The 20,621-nt window shown below is 69.3% G+C and carries 18 protein-coding genes and 3 tRNA genes; 9 read left to right on the forward strand and 12 right to left on the reverse strand.

From position 1 onward, the window contains the following. Positions 1 to 3: 3 nt before the first annotated feature. On the reverse strand, positions 4 to 501 hold the full coding sequence (locus tag LDO11_RS09900) for an LPS-assembly lipoprotein LptE (protein WP_232141395.1): 498 nt from the start codon (positions 499 to 501) through the stop codon (positions 4 to 6). A gap of 59 nt (positions 502 to 560) precedes the next feature. After that, a complete protein-coding gene (gene leuS / locus LDO11_RS09905) occupies positions 561 to 3,308 on the reverse strand; it encodes a leucine--tRNA ligase (RefSeq protein ID WP_232141396.1) in 2,748 nt (915 codons plus the stop codon). A 102-nt stretch (positions 3,309 to 3,410) separates the two neighbouring features. Between leuS and LDO11_RS09910 the strand changes: the two genes are divergently transcribed. Together LDO11_RS09910 and LDO11_RS09915 are read left to right on the forward strand one after the other, a co-directional pair. Further along, positions 3,411 to 4,721 carry a CHASE3 domain-containing protein gene (locus tag LDO11_RS09910; protein WP_232141397.1) on the forward strand — a complete coding sequence of 437 codons (1,311 nt, stop codon included), beginning with the start codon at positions 3,411 to 3,413 and terminating at the stop codon, positions 4,719 to 4,721. Further along, positions 4,670 to 5,119 (forward strand): GGDEF domain-containing protein, encoded by a 450-nt coding sequence (locus tag LDO11_RS09915; RefSeq protein WP_232141434.1) that lies wholly within the window; start codon positions 4,670 to 4,672, stop codon positions 5,117 to 5,119. The genes LDO11_RS09910 and LDO11_RS09915 overlap by 52 nt, the downstream gene beginning before the upstream one ends. Here LDO11_RS09915 and LDO11_RS09920 read toward each other — a convergent pair. Further along, positions 5,105 to 5,719: a DUF998 domain-containing protein gene (locus LDO11_RS09920; RefSeq protein ID WP_232141398.1), complete on the reverse strand. Its 615-nt coding sequence runs from the start codon at positions 5,717 to 5,719 to the stop codon at positions 5,105 to 5,107. The two genes, LDO11_RS09915 and LDO11_RS09920, sit on opposite strands and share 15 nt — an antisense overlap. Before the next feature lie 107 nt (positions 5,720 to 5,826). Between LDO11_RS09920 and trxA the strand changes: the two genes are divergently transcribed. The 4 genes from trxA to LDO11_RS09940 all read left to right on the forward strand — a co-directional run bounded on the left by trxA (position 5,827) and on the right by LDO11_RS09940 (position 10,129). Continuing rightward, positions 5,827 to 6,684 carry a thioredoxin gene (gene trxA / locus LDO11_RS09925; protein WP_232141399.1) on the forward strand — a complete coding sequence of 286 codons (858 nt, stop codon included), beginning with the start codon at positions 5,827 to 5,829 and terminating at the stop codon, positions 6,682 to 6,684. An 80-nt stretch (positions 6,685 to 6,764) separates the two neighbouring features. After that, positions 6,765 to 7,223, forward strand: a complete 459-nt coding sequence (locus LDO11_RS09930; RefSeq protein ID WP_129135544.1) for a DUF4442 domain-containing protein — start codon at positions 6,765 to 6,767, stop codon at positions 7,221 to 7,223. Positions 7,224 to 7,350: 127 nt separating this feature from the next. Further along, positions 7,351 to 9,384 carry a bifunctional serine/threonine-protein kinase/formylglycine-generating enzyme family protein gene (locus tag LDO11_RS09935; RefSeq protein ID WP_232141400.1) on the forward strand — a complete coding sequence of 678 codons (2,034 nt, stop codon included), beginning with the start codon at positions 7,351 to 7,353 and terminating at the stop codon, positions 9,382 to 9,384. A gap of 49 nt (positions 9,385 to 9,433) precedes the next feature. Beyond that, positions 9,434 to 10,129 (forward strand): DUF502 domain-containing protein, encoded by a 696-nt coding sequence (locus LDO11_RS09940; RefSeq protein WP_232141401.1) that lies wholly within the window; start codon positions 9,434 to 9,436, stop codon positions 10,127 to 10,129. 80 nt (positions 10,130 to 10,209) lie between these two features. Here LDO11_RS09940 and LDO11_RS09945 read toward each other — a convergent pair whose 3' ends face one another. Both LDO11_RS09945 and dapA read right to left on the reverse strand, forming a co-directional pair. Further along, complete coding sequence (locus LDO11_RS09945) at positions 10,210 to 10,728, reverse strand: hypothetical protein (RefSeq protein ID WP_232141402.1); 519 nt, start codon at positions 10,726 to 10,728, stop codon at positions 10,210 to 10,212. A gap of 16 nt (positions 10,729 to 10,744) precedes the next feature. Further along, positions 10,745 to 11,650: a 4-hydroxy-tetrahydrodipicolinate synthase gene (gene dapA / locus LDO11_RS09950; protein ID WP_232141403.1), complete on the reverse strand. Its 906-nt coding sequence runs from the start codon at positions 11,648 to 11,650 to the stop codon at positions 10,745 to 10,747. Positions 11,651 to 11,812: 162 nt separating this feature from the next. On the opposite strand from dapA, the gene LDO11_RS09955 reads away from it, so the two are divergent. The 3 genes from LDO11_RS09955 (at position 11,813) to LDO11_RS09965 (ending at position 14,397) form a co-directional block, all read left to right on the forward strand. Continuing rightward, on the forward strand, positions 11,813 to 12,379 hold the full coding sequence (locus tag LDO11_RS09955) for a glycine cleavage system transcriptional repressor (RefSeq protein ID WP_129135539.1): 567 nt from the start codon (positions 11,813 to 11,815) through the stop codon (positions 12,377 to 12,379). 31 nt (positions 12,380 to 12,410) lie between these two features. Then, entirely contained in the window at positions 12,411 to 12,890 is a 480-nt protein-coding gene (locus LDO11_RS09960) for a peroxiredoxin (protein ID WP_232141435.1), read from the forward strand. Positions 12,891 to 12,996: 106 nt separating this feature from the next. After that, a complete protein-coding gene (locus LDO11_RS09965) occupies positions 12,997 to 14,397 on the forward strand; it encodes a PhoH family protein (RefSeq protein WP_232141436.1) in 1,401 nt (466 codons plus the stop codon). A gap of 22 nt (positions 14,398 to 14,419) precedes the next feature. Here LDO11_RS09965 and LDO11_RS09970 read toward each other — a convergent pair whose 3' ends face one another. From LDO11_RS09970 to uvrC, 7 genes are all read right to left on the reverse strand, one after another. Further along, positions 14,420 to 16,054: an FMN-binding glutamate synthase family protein gene (locus LDO11_RS09970; RefSeq protein WP_232141404.1), complete on the reverse strand. Its 1,635-nt coding sequence runs from the start codon at positions 16,052 to 16,054 to the stop codon at positions 14,420 to 14,422. An 82-nt stretch (positions 16,055 to 16,136) separates the two neighbouring features. After that, positions 16,137 to 17,423, reverse strand: coding sequence for a nucleotide sugar dehydrogenase (locus tag LDO11_RS09975; protein ID WP_232141405.1), 1,287 nt, complete (start codon positions 17,421 to 17,423; stop codon positions 16,137 to 16,139). Between the two features lie 19 nt (positions 17,424 to 17,442). Then, positions 17,443 to 17,529 (reverse strand) — tRNA-Leu (locus tag LDO11_RS09980). Positions 17,530 to 17,818: 289 nt separating this feature from the next. Continuing rightward, positions 17,819 to 17,892, reverse strand: a tRNA-Cys gene (locus LDO11_RS09985). An 84-nt stretch (positions 17,893 to 17,976) separates the two neighbouring features. Then, positions 17,977 to 18,052: transfer RNA gene (locus LDO11_RS09990), tRNA-Gly, on the reverse strand. Next, complete coding sequence (gene pgsA / locus LDO11_RS09995; protein WP_232141406.1) at positions 18,043 to 18,687, reverse strand: CDP-diacylglycerol--glycerol-3-phosphate 3-phosphatidyltransferase; 645 nt, start codon at positions 18,685 to 18,687, stop codon at positions 18,043 to 18,045. Before pgsA ends, LDO11_RS09990 begins: the two co-directional genes overlap by 10 nt. 4 nt (positions 18,688 to 18,691) lie before the next feature. Next, entirely contained in the window at positions 18,692 to 20,617 is a 1,926-nt protein-coding gene (gene uvrC / locus LDO11_RS10000) for an excinuclease ABC subunit UvrC (RefSeq protein ID WP_232141407.1), read from the reverse strand. Positions 20,618 to 20,621: the final 4 nt, after the last annotated feature.

A 20,621-nucleotide genomic window follows, 5' to 3' on the forward strand; every position in this document is an offset into this window, starting at 1 on the left:
GCCCTACGGCTGCCGCGAGGCCCCGTCGATGCGGCGCACGATCGAGGCAACCATCTCGCGGCGCATCTCGCGGCCGAGGAGTTCGCGCTCGCTCTCGGTGCCGATCAGCTCGGTCGGGCCCGAGGTGTAGTCGCGCGCGAGTTCGATCGCCTGCTGCGGCACCAGGTCGGCACCGTCGGCACCGCGCAGGCGGAACACCACCGCGTAGCGCAGCGAGTACTCCTGCGCGCGCCCGAACTGGTCGACCGACAGCGGGGTCTCCGCCCAGCGCTCGGACAGCACGCCGAGCGTCGCCACGTCGGCGGTGGCCGGCGGCACGATGTCGGCACCGGCCTGGCGCAGTGCCAGTTCGAGGCCGTCACGCAGTGGGCTGTACGGGTCCTGGGTCACCACCCGGACCGCGCCGAGGTCCGGCGGCAGGCTCAGCGCACTGCGCAGGTGGAAACCACAGGCGCCGAGCAGCAGGGTCGAAAGCAGGACGAGCGGGAGGAATCTGCGCATGGCCGGAGTCTGTGTGGGGCGGGAGCGGGAATCGGGGAGCAGCGTGAGCAGGCCGGTGGTCAGCCGGCGACGATGTTCACGATCTTGCCGGGAACGATGATGATCCTGCGCACCTGCATGCCGTCGAGAAAGCGCGACACGCCGGGTTCGTCGAGCGCCGCGGCCTCGATCGCGGGGCGCTCGGCGTCCACTGCGACCTCGATCGTGGCGCGCAGCTTGCCGTTGACCTGCACCGCCAGGGTCACCGCGTCGCGCGCCAGCGCCTGCGGGTCGGCCACCGGGAAGCCGTGGTCCTCCAGCAGCGTCTGCGGGTGGCCCAGCAGCTGCCACAGCGCGTGGCTGGCATGCGGCGTGATCGGGTTGAGCATCAGCACCATCGCCTCGAAGACTTCCTGGCGCAGCGCGCGCGCGCTGGCGCCGTCCTCGTTGAACTTTGCAACGTGGTTGAGCAGCTCGATCACCGCGGCGATCGCGGTGTTGAAGTTGTGGCGGCGGCCATAGTCGTCGCCGACCTTCTGGATGGTCTCGTGCAGCTGGCGGCGCAGGGTCTTCTGCGCCGGGGTGAGCTGCGATGCATCCAGCGCCGGCGCCAGGCCGGCGGCGGCATGTCGCTCCACCTGGCTCCACAGGCGGCGCAGGAAGCGCGACATTCCCTCGACGCCCGCCTCGTTCCACTCCAGCGACAGCGTCGGCGGCGCGGCGAACATCGAGAACAGCCGCACGGTATCGGCACCGTAGCGGTCGACCATCGCGCGCGGGTCGACGCCGTTGTTCTTCGACTTCGACATCTTCTCGACCCCGCCGATCGACACCGGCTGGCCGTCGGCCTTCAGGCGCGCGCCGGTGATGCGGCCGCGCTCGTCGCGCTCGACATCCACGTCGGCGGGGTTGATCCAGTCCTTCGAGCCGCCGGCGTTGTCGCGGTAGTAGGTTTCCGCGATCACCATGCCCTGCGTGAGCAGGTTCACCGCGGGTTCGTCGCTGTCCACCAGGCCCTGGTCGCGCAACAGCTTGTGGTAGAAGCGGAAATACAGCAGGTGCAGGATCGCGTGCTCGACGCCACCGATGTACTGGTCGACCGGCGTCCAGTACTTCGCGCGCGCATCGACCATGTCGGCGGCGCCCGGCGAGGTGTAGCGCGCGTAGTACCAGCTCGACTCCATGAAGGTGTCGAAGGTGTCGGTCTCGCGCTCGGCGGCCGCCCCGCACTGCGGGCAGGTGGTCCTGCGCCACTCCGGATCGGCCTTGATCGGCGACTGCACGCCGGAGAACGCCACGTCCTCGGGTAGCAGCACCGGCAGCTGGTCCTCGGGCACCGGCACCGCACCGCAGGCCTGGCAGTAGATCACCGGGATCGGGCAGCCCCAGTAGCGCTGGCGGCTGACGCCCCAGTCGCGCAAGCGGAAATTGACCTTGCGGCGACCGCTGCCGTCCGCTTCGAGGCGCGCGGCCAGTGCGGCGAACGCGGCGTCGTAGTCCATTCCGTTGTATTCGCCGGAATTGATCAGCGTGCCGCGCTCGGTATACGCGCCCTGCTGCTCGATGGCGTCGAGGTACTCGCGCACCACCCGCACCGCGACCGAGGTGTCGTAGGCATCGACCGAGCCGCCGGCCAGCGCGGCCTGGAACGGATCGGCATCCACCGCCACGTCGCCGACCACTTCATCCAGCGCATCGCGCACAGCGGCCGGCACGATCACCGGGCGCACCGGCAGCCCGTAGGCGCGGGCGAATTCCCAGTCGCGCTGGTCGTGCGCGGGCACCGCCATGACCGCCCCGGTGCCGTAGCCCATCAGCACGAAATTCGCCACGTAGATCGGCACGTCCTCGCCGGTGAGCGGGTGGATCGCCCACTGCCCGGTGGCCATGCCGCGCTTTTCCTGCGTCTCGATCTCGGCCTCGGACACGCCACCGCGCTTGAGTTCGGCGATGAAGGCCGCGAGTTCCGGGTTCGCCGCCGCGGCCTTCTGCGCCAGCGGATGTTCGCCGGCGATCGAGATGAAGGTGACGCCCATCAGCGTGTCGGGCCGCGTGGTGTAGACCATCAGCGGCTCGGCCTCGCCATCGACGCGGAAGCCGATTTCCAGGCCCTCGCTGCGGCCGATCCAGTTGCGCTGCATGGTCTTGACCGGATCCGGCCAGCCCGGCAGCGCGTCGAGGCCGTCGAGCAGTTCCTGCGCGTAGTCGGTGATCTTGAGGAACCACTGCGGGATCTCGCGCTTCTCCACCAGCGCGCCGGAACGCCAGCCACGGCCGTCGACGACCTGCTCGTTGGCCAGCACGGTCTGGTCGACCGGATCCCAGTTCACCACCGCGTTGCGGCGGTAGGCCAGGCCCTTCTTCATCAGGCGCACGAACATGCGCTGTTCGTGCACGTAGTAGTCCGGCTGGCAGGTGGCGAACTCGCGCGACCAGTCGAGCGCGTAGCCCAGCGACTTCAGCTGCCCGCGCATGTGCTCGATATTGGCGTAGGTCCACTTCGCCGGCGCCGTGCTGTTCCTGATCGCGGCGTTCTCGGCCGGCAGGCCGAACGCGTCCCAGCCCATCGGCTGCAGCACGTTCCTGCCGGTCATGCGCTGGTAGCGGCTGATGACGTCGCCGATCGTGTAGTTGCGCACGTGGCCCATGTGCAGCGCCCCCGACGGGTACGGCAGCATCGACAGGCAGTAGTACTTCGGCCGGCTGTCATCCTCGCGGACCTCGAAGGCCCGGGTGCTGTCCCAGTACTGCTGGGCGGCGGCTTCGACGGCCGCGGGGTCGTACGGACGGGACTCGGACTGGGCTTCGGACACGGCAGGAAGGGACATTGCGGGGAGCCCGCAAGCCTACCCTACGCCCCCCGGCACCGCCACGAAGGCGCCGCGGCGGCCCGGGCCGGGGCGGATCGTCCATCTGGCTAGACTATGCCGATGTCCGTACCCCCCTCCCGCACCCGACGCCTGCGCATCCCCGCGGTGGCGATCGCATTGGTGCTGCTGCTGGGCGCGGGCATCGCCGCGGTGATGGGTGTGCGCAGCTTCCAGGCCGCCGGCAACTCGCTCGAACACAGCTATCGGGTGATCAACCTGATCGAGGCCACCGATGCGGCCGTGCGCGCGGCAGAGGCGAACGCGCGCGGATTCCGCAACACCAGCGTGGCCGAGTACCGCCCGCAGGCCTTCGCGGCAATGGCACGGGCCGACCGGCTCGGTGACCAGCTCGTGGAACTGACCGCCGACAACCCGCAGCAGCAGGCGCGCGCGCGCACGCTCGCCGGAGCGATCGCCAGCCACATGGCGGCGATGCAGGTGCTGCTCGACGTCGAGTCGCTCGACGCCACCGACGCCGACGTGCGCCGACGCGATGCGGGGGTGAACCTGCGCCGCGTCGCGGAACTCACCGCGCTCAGCCAGGAAATGCACGCCGTCGAACAGATGCTGCTGCAGCAGCGGCGCGAGCGCAGCGAACGCGAGGCGACGACCCTGGTGCTCTTCATCGTGCTGGCGATGACGATCGCCCTGATCCTGCTGGGCATGCTGCTGGTCGGCCTGGCGCGCGAGAACAGGCGCAGCCGGCAGCTCGAGCGCGAGGCCCGGCATGCGGTGTCGGAACTGCAGCATGCGCTGGTGTTGCGCGACACCCTGGCCGAACAGCGGCGCACGCAGAGCGTCTACGCGGGGCTGCTGCAGAGCTGCCAGAGCCGCGAGGAACTGATGTCACTGACCATGCGCACGGTGCAGGACCTGGTACCCGGCTCCAGCGGCCGCTGCTACCTGTCCAGGACCTCGCAGAACTTCCTCGAGAGCGCGGCCAGCTTCGGCAACCAGGTGATCAGCAGCGGCGACGTGATCATGCACGAGCAGTGCTGGGCGTTGCGCCGCGGCCAGCCGCACTACACCCGCGGCCGCAGCGGCGGCCTGCGCTGCGAACATATCGACCCCGATACGCCGGTCGAGGGCGTCTCCAGCCTGTGCGTGCCGCTGGTCGCCCAGGGCGCGTCGCTCGGCCTGCTGCACGTCAGTGGCCGCACCAGCGACGGTGTCGAGGACAACGACGCCCCCATCATCATCGCGATCGCCGAGCAGATGGGCATGGCGATCGCCAACCTGCAGCTGCGCGAAACGCTGCGCCTGCAGTCGATCGCGACCCCCTCACCGGCCTGTTCAACCGCCGCTATCTGGAGGAGAACCTGGTCCGCGAGATGCTGCGCTGCGAACGCCGGCGCCTGCCGCTGTCGCTGATGATGATCGACATCGACCACTTCAAGCGCTTCAACGACCGGCACGGCCACGCCGCGGGCGACGCGGTGCTCGCGCATGTCGGACGCATCCTGCAGTCGCTGGTGCGCGCCGAGGACCTCGCATGCCGCTATGGCGGCGAGGAATTCACCATCGTGCTGCCGGAAACCGATGCCGCGTCCGCGATCCTGCGCGGCAAGGAGATCTGCCGGGCGATGTCATCGTTGACCATCCGCCACATGGACAGGCCGCTGGGGCCGGTCACCATGTCCATCGGTATCGCCACCGCGCCCCACGACAGCGCCGACGCCGGCCTGCTGCTGGAAATCGCCGATGCCGCGCTGTACCGCGCCAAGGCCCAAGGCCGCGACCGGGTGCTGCACGCCTCAGCGCAGGCCTGAAACGCGCCGCCCGCGGAGCGACCACGCCAGCCAGCCGCCGAACCAGGCAAGCGCGGCCAGCCGCTGGCTCAATGCCGCAGGCCACGGCCAGTGCGGCAGCAACGCCAGCAGCACCAGCAGGGTCGCGATGGTCCAGTCCAGCCGGCGCCCTCGACGATCGCCGGACCCGAGCAGCGCCAGCCCGCTCGCGGCGGCCAGCCACCAGCACGTCCATGCCGCGGCGTGCAGGTATCCCGCGGGCCCGTCGAGTTCGCGCAGGTCGAGCGCGAATACGCCCTGCGCGGCCCAGGCGGTACCGGCCACCAGCAACAGCCGTGCGCCGATCCGGGCGACCCAGCCTGCGGCCGGCGCCAACGCGTTGTAGCGCCAGAGCGCCAGCAGGCATGCCAGCACGCCCGGCAGCACGAAGGCCAGCGCGTTGTACGCGGCTGCGCGGGGCACCCCGCGCGCTCCCGGCAGGGCCAGCGGATGACCGGTCTGCGATAGCCCCGGCCACCACAGCGTCCCGGTCACGATGGCCGCAGCCACCAGCAGCAGGGCCAGCGCCGCGCAGGCGGTGGGCAGCCGTGGGGGGATCATCGGACGACGGTCGGAAGGCATGCGAAAACACCGGTGATCTGCGGGAATGCCGGCCAAACCCGGGTCGCACTTGGATTCCGCCGGCAACGGCACCATTGTCCTTGGCCCGGATCGCCAGGAACAGCCGCATGACCGCACAGCCCGCCCACGTCTTCGACGCCACCGTCGCCAACTTCGAAACCGATGTGCTGCAGAAGTCGATGGAGGTCCCGGTCCTGCTCGATTTCTGGGCGGAATGGTGCGGTCCGTGCAAAACGCTCGGCCCGGTGCTGGAAAAACTGGCGGCCGAGTACAACGGCGCATTCCTGCTGGCCAAGGTGGACGTGGACCGCGAACAGCAGATCGCCGCGGCATTCCAGATCCGCTCGGTGCCTACCGTGTTCCTGCTGGTCGGCGGGCAGCCGGTCGACGGCTTTCCCGGTGCGGTGCCGGAAGGCCAGCTGCGCGAGCTCCTTGCCCGCCACGGCATCCAGCCGGCCGCGGCAGTGGAGGCACCGGGTGCGGAGGCGCCGCTCGATCCGGCAGCGGAGGTCGCCCGCCTGCGCGAGGCGGCTGCCGCCGAGCCCGACAAGGATGAGCTGCGCCTCGACCTTGCCCTGGCACTGCTGCGCACCGGCGAGACCGACGAGGCCCGGCGGCTGCTCGATTCGCTGCCGGCCGCGCTGGCCACCGACGACCGCAGCGTGCAGGCGCGTGCGCGGCTGGGCTTTGCCGCGCTGCTGAACGGTGCACCGTCGCGTGCCGAACTCGAGCAGGCGATCGCCGCGGACCCTGCGGACCTCCGCGCGCACCACCTGCTCGGCGTGCGCGAGATCGTCGAAGGCAATCCGGAGGCCGGCCTGCAGCACTTCATCGAGATGCTGCGCCTGGACCGCGACTACGACGACGGCCTGCCGCGCCGCAGCCTGATCGACGCCTTCCGCGTGGTCGAGGACGCCGAACTGGTGGGCCGCTACCGCCGCCGCATGGCTTCGCTGCTGTTCTGACCGACGCGCGGCGCCGGTGACGGGCCGCAACCGTACTTGCGCGTATGGCAGAATGTCGCGCCCTGCCCTTCCGTGACGAGATGACGGCCGATCGACTGCGCCTGCTGATGAACCTGTGGCCGCCGTTCCTGTGCACGGGGATCCGCGTCGAACACATCGCACGCGACTGGCGCAGCGCCCGGGTGGCGCTGCGCATGCGGCCGTGGAACCGCAACTACGTGGGCACCCATTTCGGCGGAAGCCTGTTCGCAATGACCGATCCGTTCTGGATGCTTCTGGTCAAGGAAGCGATCGGCCGCGATCACTACGTCTGGGACCGCGCCGGCGGGATCGAATTCCTCAAGCCCGGCCGCGGCACCGTGCGCGCGCAGTTCGTGCTCGACGAGGCCACGCTCGCCACCATGCACGCGCAGACCGCCGGCGGCGACAAGTACCTGCACTGGTTCTCGACCGACGTCGTGGATGCGGACGGCGACGTGGTCGCACGCGTGCGCAAGCAGATCTATGTACGCCGCAAGAAGGACCGCCGCCAGGCGTGACCCGCACGATGCGGCATGTGCCTGCGCCGGATCTCCGCTGCAACCGCGGGTGGCGGCGACCGCACGCCACGCGATTCACCACAACCATGGCCGGCGTGGCTATGCTGCGGGCCTGACAGGGGGCGGCATGCAGGACCGGTCCACATTCCACGACGCGGCAACGCCGTTGCCGGAGGTTGCCGGCTACCGGGTGCTGCGCAGGATTGCCGACGGCGGCATGTCGACCGTGTATCTCGCGCGGCAGGAATCGCTGGGCCGCGACGTCGCCATCAAGGTGATGCGCCCGGAGGCCCTCGGCGACGAGGTCAGCCGCCGCCGCTTCGAGAACGAGGCGCGAACGATCGGCCGCCTCGACCATCCGCACATCGTCGGCATCCACCAGATCGGCCGCACCGCCGACGACCGCCCGTTCTTCGTGATGCCGCACATGACCCGCGGCCACCTCGGCCAGCGCGACCTGGCCGGGGACGAGGCACGCATCCGCGAGATCCTGCGCGCGCTGCTGTCGGCGCTGGCCTATGCGCATGCGCGCGGGGTGATCCACCGCGACGTCAAGGCCGAGAACGTGCTGTTCGACGACGCCGACCGCCCGCTGCTCGCCGATTTCGGCATCGCCCTGCGCCGCGGCTATGGCAGTCGCGTCACCAGTGCCGGGCTCGCGCTGGGCAGCACCGCCTACATGGCACCGGAGCAGGCGCGCGGCGAGGAGGTCGACCATCGCGCCGACCTCTACGCCATGGGCGTACTGACCTGGGAGATGCTCACCGGCAGGCTGCCGTTCGAGGCGCAGGACGCGCTGTCGATGGCGGTGATGCATGCGCAGGATCCGATCCCGCGGCTGCCACCGCACCTGCGTCACTGGCAGAAGTTCATCGACCGTTCGATGGCGAAGTATCCGCTCAAGCGTTACCACGACGCGGGCGACATGCTGCTTGCACTGGAACGCATCCCGCGCGGGCCGCAACGCAGCTTCTCGCCGCGTGATGCCGCGGCGGCCGGCGCGGCACGCATGCGCGAACTGCCGCGCGGGGCGTGGATCGTGCTCGCGTTGCTGCTGGCGGCAGGCCTCGGCTTCGGCCTGCGCCATGGCGACGACAGCGCGCGTGGTTTCTTCCGTGCATCGCAACCGCAACCGGCGACCGACAGTGTGGCCCCGGGTGACGCCGCAGTGATCGAGAATCCCGACGATGCCCTGCTGCGCGCGGCACCGGAGTCCGAAGCCAGCACCCTGATGGAGGACGCGCGACGCCAGCTGCAGCAACGACGGCTGGTGTCGCCCGCCGGCGACAACGCCTACGACAGCCTGGTTGCCGCCGCGCGTATCGCGCCAGACCATCTCGAGCTGCCGCAACTGTCCGCGCAGCTCGTGCGAGCGCTCGCCAACGACGCGCTGCGCGCGACGAAGAATGGCAACGATGCCGACGCGCGTGCGCAGTTCGAGCGCATCGCCACGCTGGTGCAGGCGACGGGACCTGCGGGCGACGATCTCACCAACGAACTGCAGCGTGACGTCACCGCCGCGCTCACCACACGCATCGAGGCGGCTGCCAGACGCTTCGATCGTGATGCCGCGCGCAGGGCCGTCGCGCTGGCCGCGCCCGCCAACCTCGACACCGCCGCGCGCGAACGCCTGCGCCGCCAGGCCGAGGCGGTGCCGGCGGTGGGCGGCGTGCTGACGGGCGATCCGGCACGGATGACGGTGGTGCGCAGCGGCGACGGCGCCTATGCGCTGACCCGCCGCCATATCAGCCGCAGCGACTACGCGCGCTTCGCCGAGGCCACCGGCCGCCCTGCAACCCTCTGCCGCGAGCGGGCCTCGGTGTTGCGGGTGATCGCGCGCCGTGACTGGACCGATCCCGGCTTCGAACAGGGCACGGCCGACCCGGTGGTCTGCGTCTCCTGGGAGGACGCGCAGGCGTTCGCGCAGTGGCTGGGCGCGCGCAACGGCCACCGTTACCGCCTCCCCACCACCGTGGAAGCGTCCGGCAGTGCAGCCGCAGCGGGTTCGCGCGCGGTGGCGGAATGGCTGCTCGACTGCGAGGGCGACTGCGTACGGCGCAAGGTGCGTGGCAGCAGCTGGCGACGCGACGAGGACAGCCGCGCACGCGACGGCGGGCGCGGCTACGACGACGTCGGCTTCCGCCTCGTCCGCGAGCCCTGAGCGCGGTTGCCAACGCGGTAAGCGTCCGCGCAGCCGCTAGACTTCGCGCATGTCCGAATCCATCCCGTTCCACCGCCGCCTGCAGCGGTGGTTCATTGCCGGCCTGCTCACCCTGCTGCCGATCTGGCTGACCTGGGTGGTGGTGAAGTTCGTCTTCGTGCTGTTGAGCGACATCAGCCTGCCGTGGGTGGCGCCGGTGTCGATGCGCATCGCGGCGTGGTTTCCCGACGAGGCCGGCTGGGCCAGCGCGCTGTGGGTACAGAACGCCATCGCATCGATGGCGACGCTGCTGGCGATCCTGGTGGTGGGCTGGCTGACCCGCCGCGTGGTGGGCCAGAGCCTGCTGCGCGTGTTCGAACGGTTCGTGGCCCGGGTGCCCCTGGCCGGCATCATCTACGGCAGTTCGCGCAAGCTGCTCGACATCCTGCAGACCAAGCCGGGCACCACCCAGCGGGTGGTGCTGATCGACTTCCCGCACGACCAGATGAAATCCATCGGCCTGGTGACCCGGGTGATGCGCGAAGCCGGCACCGGCCGCGAGCTGGCGGCGGTCTACGTGCCGACCACGCCCAATCCCACGTCGGGCTATCTCGAGGTCGTGCCGGTCGAAAAGCTCACCCCCACCGACTGGACGGTCGACCAGGCGATGAGCTTCATCATTTCAGGCGGCGCGACGGCGCCGGACACGATCCCGTTCTCGGCACCGGCGTCGCCCACGCCAACGCCTGCCACCGACGCCCACTGAACGTGGCAGGCCAGGTGCCAATGCAAACGGGCGCCGAAGCGCCCGTTGCAGGTTGATCACACCGGGCCGTTACCCCTGCATCACTGGCCCATGCCGGCGCGCAGCTGCGTGATCAGCTGGGTCGGCGCATCACCCGAAGCCGGCACGCCACGCGGGTCCACTGCGGAGATGTACGCACCGTCGCCGGTCATCGCCACGCGCACGAGGAAGCTGGTGCCCTGGTAGCTGATGTCGTAGGTGCCGAGCAGCTGAGCGCTGCTGGCGATGGTGACGCCATCGATGGTGTTGAGCACTTCGCCCACGCGGGTGAAGATCTGGTCGCGTTCACCGGTCACGCTGAAGCCGGTGGCGCTGGCCACCGGTGCGCGCTGGGTGCCGATCTCGGAGCGGCTGACCGACTGCGTCGCTTCCGGCACCAGCATCGCGCCGTCGGTGCGCGGGCGGTCGAGTTCCGGCGGCACTTCCAGCGGGCGGGTTTCCGGGGCCTGCGCATACATCGCGTTTTCCTTGCGGAACCAGTTGCAACCGGAAGTGCCCAGTACCGCGATGGCCAGGCCGGCAAGAACGGCGGTACGAAGGCGGGTATCGGAACGGGACATCGGGGTCTCCTGCAGGTCAGGACGCGAGTGTATCGCGGCTGGAGCGTTCCAGCGCCTGCGCGAGCTCGAGCGCGCGATCGGCCGCGGCCGCGTGCGCGGGCGACAGCGTGGTCAGCGGCAGGCGCAGGCCGTGGCCGATGCCCATCCGCGCCAGCACCGCCTTGACCGGAATCGGGTTGGGCTCGACGCCTGCGAAGGCGTAGAGCGTCTGCAGCTGCGCGTCGAGTGCGTCCGCCTGTGTCCGGTCGCCGCCGGTGGCCAGATCGCACAGGCGCCGGAACGCCGCTGGCACCATGTTCGACACCACCGAGATCACGCCGTCGGCCCCGGCCAGCATGGCCCGTGCCGCCGTCGGGTCATCACCGCTCAGCACCACGAACCCGTCGCCACGCAGTGCAAGCAGCGCCTGCATGCGTTCGGGGGTGGACACCGCCTCCTTGATCCCGACGATCGCCGGATGCCCGGCGAGTTCGGCAACCGTTTCCGGCAGCATGTCGCAGCCGGTGCGCGGCGGCACGTTGTAAAGCAGCACCGGCAGTGCGCCATCGTCGGCGACCGCGCGGAAATGGGCCAGCAAACCGGCCTGGGTGGGACGTACATAGGCGGGGGTCACCACCAGCGCGGCGTCGGCGCCCAGATCGGCCGCGCGCCGGGTCTGCTCGATCGTGCGTGCGGTGGCCGGGTTGCCGGTGCCGACGATGACCGGCACCCGGCCGGCCACCAGCTGTACCGCGGTGCGCACCAGCAGGTCGAACTCGGGGTGGTAGAGCGCCGCCGCCTCGCCGGTGGATCCGGCCACGACGAACCCCTGGGTGCCGCCATCGAGCTGTTGCGCGAGCAGCCGCTTCCAGGCGTCGAGGTCGAGTTCGCCGGTGGCGGTGAAGGGGGTTGCCAGCGCGGTGATGCTGCCTGTCGGTCGCAAGGTCAGGTGATCCGGTTGTGCGGGCAAAACCCGCGGAAAAGCACGGCATCGCGCCGCGAAGATCGACGATGTTACTTGCGGCCCGGAAGCAGCGGCAAGTATGCTGGCCGCGGCGTCCGGAGCCTTTCCGGACCGCCCCACCCGACTGCCGCGGATGCCGCCTTGACCGATCCAGATCCCGCCTCCCGGCCTGCGCCGAACGAGAACCACCTGCTGATCAACGCCTATACGACGCACCCCAACTCGCCGCTGCTTGCGGTGAGCCGGCGGATCGCCGACAGCGGCTGCAACATGGTCGACGCGCGACTGTCCACGGTGGGCCGCGACGTCTCGGTGACGGCACTGGCCACCGGTTCCTGGGATGCGGTAGCCAAGCTCGAGGCGATGCTGTCGCGGCTGGACCGCGACGAGGGCCTGAAGCTGGTCTGGTACCGCACCGGCCCGAAGCCGATGCAGTCCAACCTGCTGCCGTACGTGGTGGAGGTCATCGCCGCCGACAAGCCCGGCATCCTGTTCCAGCTGGCGGACTTTTTCGACCGCCAGGGCATCACCATCGAAAGCCTGCACTCCTCGCGCTACCGTGCGATGCAGACCGGCGCGGACATGTTCTCCGCGCAGGTCACCATCGGGGTGCCGGCGGACATGCACATCGCCGCGCTGCGCGACGACTTCCTCGAATTCTGCGACCACCTGAACCTGGACGCGATCATGGACCCGATGAAGTTCTGACGACGGCATGGACACGCTCGACGGATACCGGATGAAGCCTGGCGACACGCTCGACCGCACCACCCTCGACCTGCCGCTGGCGTTGTCGGGCGGCACCCATGCGACCCTGGGCGACTACGCCGGTCGCTGGCTGGTGATCTATTTCTACCCGAAGGACTCGACGCCCGGTTGCACCACAGAGGGCCTCGACTTCAACGCGCTGCTGCCACAGTTCGAGGCGCTCGACGCGAGCGTCCTCGGCGTGTCGCGTGACTCGGTAAGATCGCACGACAACTTCTGCGCGAAACAGGGCTTCCGCTTCCCACTGGTCAGCGACCCCGACGAGGCGTTGTGCCGCGCGTTCGACGTGATCCGCGAGAAGAACATGTACGGGCGCAAGGTGCTCGGCATCGAGCGCAGCACCTTCCTGGTCGATCCCGGTGGCCGCCTCCACACGGCCTGGCGCAAGGTACGCGTGCCAGGCCATGCGCAGGCGGTACTCGACGCCCTGCAGGCGGCCCGCTCCCAGTGATTCCCCACGCATCGGCCACGTGTCACCGCCCCGCTACGCGGGCCGCGGTGGCCTGCGGCCGTGCGCGTTCCACACCCCTCCCTCCATACGGACACCGTCGATGATGATGACCAAGGGCAAGCGGATCTACGTGCTCGACACCAACGTGCTGATGCACGACCCGACCGCCCTGTTCCGCTTCGAGGAACACGACGTGTACCTGCCGATGCAGGTCATCGAGGAGCTCGACAACGGCAAGAAGGGCACCTCCGAGGCGAGCCGCAACGCGCGCCAGGTCAGCCGCTTCATCAACGAGCTGATCGAGGAACAGGGCGCCGACCGCATCGCATCCGGGCTCACCCTCAACCGCCCGGGCGCGGTGCAGCTGCGCGGCATCGCCAGCAGCGGCTGCCTGCGCTTCCAGACCACGGTGCCCAGCGAGGACAGGGCGTCGTTCGGTGCCGTCGCGCCGGACAACCGTATCCTCGGCGCGATCCTGCAGCTGCGCCGGGACACCCCGGAAGTCCCGGTGGTGTTCATCTCCAAGGACATCAACCTGCGGATCAAGGCGGCGATCGCCGGCATCCCCAGCGAGGATTACGAGAACGACCGCGCGCTCGACGATTTCAGCCTGCTCTACACCGGCGCCACAGCGTTGCCCGAGGACTTCTGGCAGCGCCACGGCAAGGATCTGAAGTCGTGGACCGACCGCGGCCGCACCTGGTACGAGGTGCGCATGGACGAGGATGACGACTGGCATCCGAACCAGTTCCTCTACCTGCCCGGCGACGAGGACGCCGAATTCCGCGTCACCCGCGTGGAAGGCGACCGTGCGGTGCTGCAGATCGTCGACGACTTCCGCACCAGCCAGCACGGCGTGTGGGGCATCACCGCGCGCAACCGCGAGCAGAACTTCGCGCTCAACGCGCTGATGGACCCCGACATCGACTTCGTCACCCTGCTCGGCACCGCCGGCACCGGCAAGACCCTGCTGGCACTGGCCGCGGGCCTCGCGCAGGTGATGGACCAGCAGCGCTACCGCGAGATCATCATGACCCGCGCGACGGTCTCGGTCGGCGAGGACATCGGCTTCCTGCCCGGCACCGAGGAGGAGAAGATGACGCCGTGGATGGGCGCGCTCACCGACAACCTCGAAGTGCTCACCCACAACCAGGAAGGCGGCAGCTGGGGCCGCCAGGCCACCAATGACCTGCTCGCCAGCCGCATCAAGATCCGTTCGATGAACTTCATGCGCGGGCGCACCTTCCTGTCGCGCTGGCTGATCCTCGATGAGGCGCAGAACCTGACGCCCAAGCAGATGAAGACGCTGATCACCCGCGCAGGCCCCGGCACCAAGATCGTGTGCCTGGGCAATGTCGAGCAGATCGACACGCCCTACCTCACCGAGACCACGTCGGGCCTCACCTACGCGGTCGATCGCTTCAAGGCCTGGGCGCACAGCGCGCACATCACCCTGCGCCGCGGCGAGCGCTCGCGTCTGGCGGACTACGCGTCGGAGGTGCTGTAGCGCTCGAAGGGCCGAAGCGCCCTCAGCGCCACCGCACCCCGACCCGCCCCGGTGGCGCAAAGGAGTCGCTGCGTGCCGTTGCCCAGAACGTGCGGAACACCGCGTGCTCCGGTTCGCCGTCCAGCAGTTCGCCGGGCTGGAGGAAGCGGTAGAGCGCCGACAGCGAGCTGATCTGCGTCGGCGACACCCGCCGCAGGATGTGTTCCGGGCAGATCTCGGCCGGATGCGACAGGCCAGCGGCCGACACCAGGTCGCGCAGCGCGCGCAGGGTGTTCTCGTGGTAGCGCTGCACGCGCAGCGCCTTGTCGGCGACGTCGAGCTGTTTCCAGCGCGCCGGGTCCTGGGTGGCCACGCCGGTCGGGCACTGGTCGTTGTGACAGCTCAGCGCCTGGATGCAGCCCAGCGAGAACATGAAACCGCGCCCGGAGTTGCACCAGTCCGCACCCATGGCCAGCGTGCGTGCGATGTCGAAGGCGCTGACCACCCGCCCCGCGGCGGCGATCCGCACGCGGTTGCGCAGGCCGATGCCGACCAGGGTGTTGTGCACCAGCATCAGCCCCTCGTGCATCGGCACGCCGACGTGGTCGATGAACTCCGCGGGCGCGGCGCCGGTCCCGCCCTCGGCGCCGTCGACGACGATGAAATCCGGCACGATCCCGGTCTCGAGCATCGCCTTGGCGATGCCGAACCATTCCCATGGATGCCCGATCGCAAGCTTGAAACCGGTGGGCTTGCCGCCCGACAGTTCGCGCAGCCGGGCGATGAACTCCAGCAGCCCCACCGGCGTATCGAACGCGGAATGATGCGAGGGCGATATGCAGTCCACGCCCTCCAGCACGCCGCGCGCCTCGGCGATCTCGCGCGTCACCTTGGTGCCCGGCAGCAGCCCGCCCTTGCCGGGCTTGGCGCCCTGCGACAGCTTGAGCTCGATCATCCTGACCTGGGGATCCTGCGCGTTGGCCGCGAACCGCTTCGGATCGAACAACCCCGATGCATTGCGGCAGCCGAAGTAGCCGGAGCCGATCTGCCAGACCAGGTCGCCACCGTGCACGCGGTGATGGCGCGAGATCGAGCCCTCGCCGGTGTCGTGGCAGAAGCCGCCCGCCTTCGCCCCGGCGTTGAGCGCGAGGATCGCATTGGCCGACAACGCACCGAAACTCATCCCCGAAATGTTGAACACGCTGGCCGAATACGGTTGCGCGCAGTCGGGCCCCACTTCCACGCGGAAGTCGTGCTCCTCCAGGTGCAGCGGTCGCAGCGAATGGTTGATCCACTCGAAGTCCACCGCGTACACGCTGTGTTGCGAACCGAACGGACGTACGTCGCTGACCGACTTCGAGCGCTGGTAGACCAGCGCGCGCTGCTGGCGCGAGAACGGCACTTCGGCGGTGTCGCCCTCGATGAAGTACTGCCGCATCTCCGGGCCGATCGATTCCAGCCCGTAACGGAAATGTGCAAGCAACGGGTAGTTGCGGCGCAGGGTGCTGCGCTTCTGCAGCACATCCACGGTGCCGATGGTCGCAAGCACCGCGCCGATGGCCGCACCCCACCACCACTGCGGCCACACCATGCCCAGGCCGACGCCTGCAATGGTCAACGCGATCGTCGACCACCACAGGAGATAGCGGCCGATGCCGGAAGAGATCGAGATAGCCATGGGCGCAGTCTAACGGCGTCGATGTCATCGCCCTGCAGTCGCGACTGTCGTTGGCGCCGCAGCACCGGCACGGCGCCTGGCGCTAGAGCCGCCCGTCCACCAGTTCGCGCGGCCACACCGACTTGACGTCGAACACCACCGCATCGGGCCTTCCCAGCGCGCGCACGGCGTCGGGCGACCAGTCGCGGAACAACGCATGCGCGACCGCGAGCACGATGGCGTCGTAGCCGCCGGGCTCCGGCGTGGCGACCGGTTCGATGCCGTGCATGCGGCGCGCCTCGTCGGCATCGGCCCAGGGGTCGTGCACGTCGACGTCGGCGCCGGCCGTGCGCAGTCCGTCGACCACGTCCATGACGCGGCTGTTGCGCAGGTCCGGGCAGTCCTCCTTGAAGGTCAGGCCCAGCACCAGCACCCGCGCGCCGGCTGCGGGCACGCCACGCTGTCCAAGCAGCCCGACCACCCGCAGCGCCACGTGCGCACCGACGCGGTTGTTGATGCCGCGTGCGGCAAGGATGAGTTCCGGGTGGTAGCCCACCGATTCCGACTTGTGTGTGAGGTAGTACGGGTCGACGCCGATGCAGTGCCCGCCCACTAGGCCCGGGCGGAACGGCAGGAAGTTCCACTTGGTGCCGGCGGCTTCGAGCACGTCGAGCGTGTCGATGCCGAGGCGGTCGAACATCATCGCCAGTTCGTTGATCAGGCCGATGTTGACGTCGCGCTGGATGTTCTCCACCACCTTCGCCGCCTCGGCCACCCGCAACGACGGTGCGCGATGGGTGCCTGCGGTCACGATGCCGGCATACAACGCATCCACCACCGCGGCGACCTCGGGCGTCGAACCCGCAGTCACCTTGGGGATGTCCGCCAGTCGCCGCCTGCGGTCACCCGGGTTGATGCGCTCCGGGCTGTAGCCGCAGAAGAAGTCGACGTTGAAGCGCAGTCCCGAGCCCGCCTCGAGGATCGGCACGCAGATCTCCTCGGTGGTGCCCGGGTAGACGGTCGACTCGTAGATCACCAGGTCGCCGGGCGCGATGAGCTTCGACAGCAGCGCGCTCGCATCCTGCAGCGGGCGCAGGTCCGGCCGCTGCAGCGCGTCGATCGGCGTCGGCACGGTGACGATATAGACGTTGCGATCGCCGAGATCGCCGGGGTTCGCGGTATAGCGCAGGTGCACCGCGTCCGCGAGTTCGTCGGCCTGCGTTTCACGCGTTCGGTCGAACCCCGCACGCAGTTCGTCGACGCGCTGCATATCGATGTCGAAGCCGACGGTGTCGTGGCTGCGCCCGAATGCCGCCGCCAGCGGCAGGCCCACGTACCCGAGGCCGATGATGCCGATGCGGGCCTGGGTGGGATCGGGCGGTGCGGTCAAGGGATCGCCTCTTGGAGGATGGTGCCCGGACCGGGAATCGAACCCGGAAAGCCTCGCGGCTGGCGGATTTTAAGTCCGCTGCGTCTACCAGTTTCGCCATCCGGGCAGGCGCGCATAGGGTGCCTGAGCGCGACCGGCAGCGGAAGCGCGCGATGCAGGACTCGATACCGCTTCGATGCGAAGGGTCGCACGCGTCCGCTACATCCGCTAAATCCGCGGCATCCCCAGCAGCATCCGCCCGATGACGACCATCCGCAGCGGTGCAGGACGTCTCGCCCATGCGCGAATCCCACAACGCAGAAGACCCGCTTGCGCGGGTCTCTGCGGCGACTTCGCGCTGCGTGTTGCGCAGCGCTGGAAGCGGGGCTGACGGCCTTGGCCGGCGCCTGTTGATCTGGAGGCCTGGGTCGGAATTGAACCGGCGTACGCGGATTTGCAGTCCGCTGCATAACCACTCTGCCACCAGGCCGGTGACGCGGTGCGAAGTCTAGCGGAAAAAACCGGTGTGCTTCGCGGATAAAACAAGACCCCGCAAGCGGGGTCCTGTGGAAACTGGAGCGGGAAAAGGGGCTCGAACCCTCGACCTCAACCTTGGCAAGGTTGCGCTCTACCAACTGAGCTATTCCCGCGGTGGAGACGAAATTCTAACCTGACTTCGGGTGGTGTCAACACCTTTCTGTTCGCTTTCCATCAGTACCGGCCACGCTGCGCGCAGATACAACATGCCCGACCACAGCGTCAACAACGCGGCTGCCGCGAGTAGCCAGTCACCGACGTGGAAGATCACTTCTCCCATCCACGGCGTGGCCCGCGCGGGGCGATCCGGGGTGACCGAATACAGCAGGCACAGCAGCGCCACCATCTGCACCGCTGTCTTGAACTTGCCGATCGCGGCGACGCGTACGGTGGCGCGCTGGCCGAGTTCGGCCATCCACTCGCGCAGCGCGGAAACCGCGATCTCGCGACCCACGATCACCGCCGCCCAGAACGCCATCCACGGCGTCGGGTGACCCTGCACGATCAGGAACAGCGCCACCGCCACCATCAGCTTGTCGGCCACCGGGTCGAGGAAGGCACCGAACGCCGACGACTGGTGGTAGCGCCGCGCGATCCAGCCATCCAGCCAGTCGGTGATCGCCGCCACCCCGAAGATCGCCGCGGACGCGAAGTTGGTCCATTTGAACGGCAGATAGAAGACCACCACCAGCAGCGGGATCATCAGGATCCGCAGCAGGGTGAGCCAGGTGGGGATGGTGAGCTTCATTCGGTCAGGTCGCGGAATCGGTGCCGTGCAGGCTGTCGTAGATGCGTCGCGCCAGCGCGGCGTTGACGCCCTCGACTTGCGCGATCTCCTCGGCACCGGCGGCCCTGAGGCCGGCGAGTCCGCCGAAATGCCGCAACAGGTTAGCGCGTCTGCGTGGTCCGATGCCGGGAATGTCCTCCAGTCGGCTCACGCTGCGTGCCTTCTGCCGGCGCCCGCGGTGCCCGGTGATCGCGAAACGGTGCGCTTCGTCGCGCACCTGCTGGACCAGCTGCAGGCCCGCGGATTCCGGCCCGGGCTTCAGTTCGCGGCCGTCGGGGAGCAGCAACGTCTCGTGGCCGGCCTTGCGCGCCTCGCCCTTGGCCACGCCGACCAGCAGCACGCCGTCCGGATTGCCGGCGCTGCGCGTGGGGATGCCGAGCAACTGCAGTACGTCGCGTGCCTGCGCCACCTGGCCGGCGCCGCCGTCGATCAGCAGCACATCCGGGAGCACCGCTTCGCGGGCTTCCCTGGCCGGCTCACCATCCGCTGCAGCTTCCGGCGTGGCGAGCGCGGCGGCTGCGCGTCGGAAGCGCCGGGTCAGCGCCTGGTGCATGGCGGCGTAGTCGTCGCCGGGCACCACGCCGGTGATGTTGTAGCGGCGGTACTGCGAGCGCACCGGACCCTCGCCGTCGAACACCACGCACGACGCCACGGTGGCCTCGCCCATGGTGTGGCTGATGTCGAAGCACTCGATGCGCCGTGGTGCCGCGTCCAGCCCCAGCAGTTCGCGCAGGGCGTCCAGCCGCGCCTGTTGCGCCGACTGGCTGTCGATGCGCGCGGCCAGCGACAGCGCCGCATTGCGCCGCACCAGTTCCACGTAACCGGCGCGCTCGCTGCGCACGCTGGTCTTGATCTGCACGCGCCGCCCGGCATTGATCGAGAACGCCTCCTGCAACAGCGCGACATCCTCGATCGCGCGATCGAGCACGATCTCGCGCGGCGGTGGCTGCTCGGCGTAGTACTGCGAGACGAACGCGGCCAGCACCTCGGCGGGATCCTCGCTGCCGGCAGTGCGCGGGAAGAACGCGCGGGTACCGAGATTGCGGCCATCGCGGAACGCCAGCAGCATCACGCAGGCCTGGCTGCCCTGCATCGTGCAGGCCAGCACGTCGAGGTCGGCGATGCTGCCATCGACGTACTGGCGCGCCTGCAGCCCGCGGATGGTGGCGATGAGGTCGCGCAACGCCGCGGCGCGTTCGAACTCCAGCGCTTCAGACGCCTGCTCCATCGCCTGTGCGAGTTCCTCGTTGAGTTCGCTGCTGCGGCCGTCGAGGAACAGGCTGGCGCGATGCACGGCCTGGGCGTAGTCCCGGGGATCCACGAGATCCACGCAGGGCGCGCTGCAGCGGCCGATCTGGTACTGCAGGCACGGCCGCGAACGGTTGCGGAACACGCTGTCCTCGCAACTGCGCAGGCGGAACAGCTTGTGCATGACGTTGAGCGTCTCGCGCACGCTGCTGGCGCTCGGGTATGGCCCGAAGTAGCGCCCGGGCATCGAGCGCGGACCGCGGTGGAACGCCAGCCGCGGCCACTCGTCGCCGGTGAGCAACACGTAGGGGTAGCTCTTGTCGTCGCGCAGCATCACGTTGTAACGCGGCTTGAGCGACTTGATCAGCTGGTTTTCCAGCAGCAGCGCTTCCGCCTCGGTACGCGTGGCGGTGACCTCGATGGCCGCGATCTGCGACACCATCGACATGATCCGCGTCGGCTTCGGCGTCGCGCTGAAGTAGTTGGCCACGCGCTTGCGCAGCGACGCCGCCTTGCCCACGTACAGCACCGCGCCGTCGGCGGCGAGCATGCGGTAGACCCCGGGCGCGGTGCTCAGCGTGCTGACGAACGCCTTGCCGTCGAAGCTCCCGGCGCCATCGCCGCGGTTCCTGCCCGGGCTCATGGGC

The organism is Alterluteimonas muca, from assembly GCF_021191595.1.
GTDB classification, from domain to species: Bacteria; Pseudomonadota; Gammaproteobacteria; order Xanthomonadales; family Xanthomonadaceae; genus Luteimonas; species Luteimonas muca.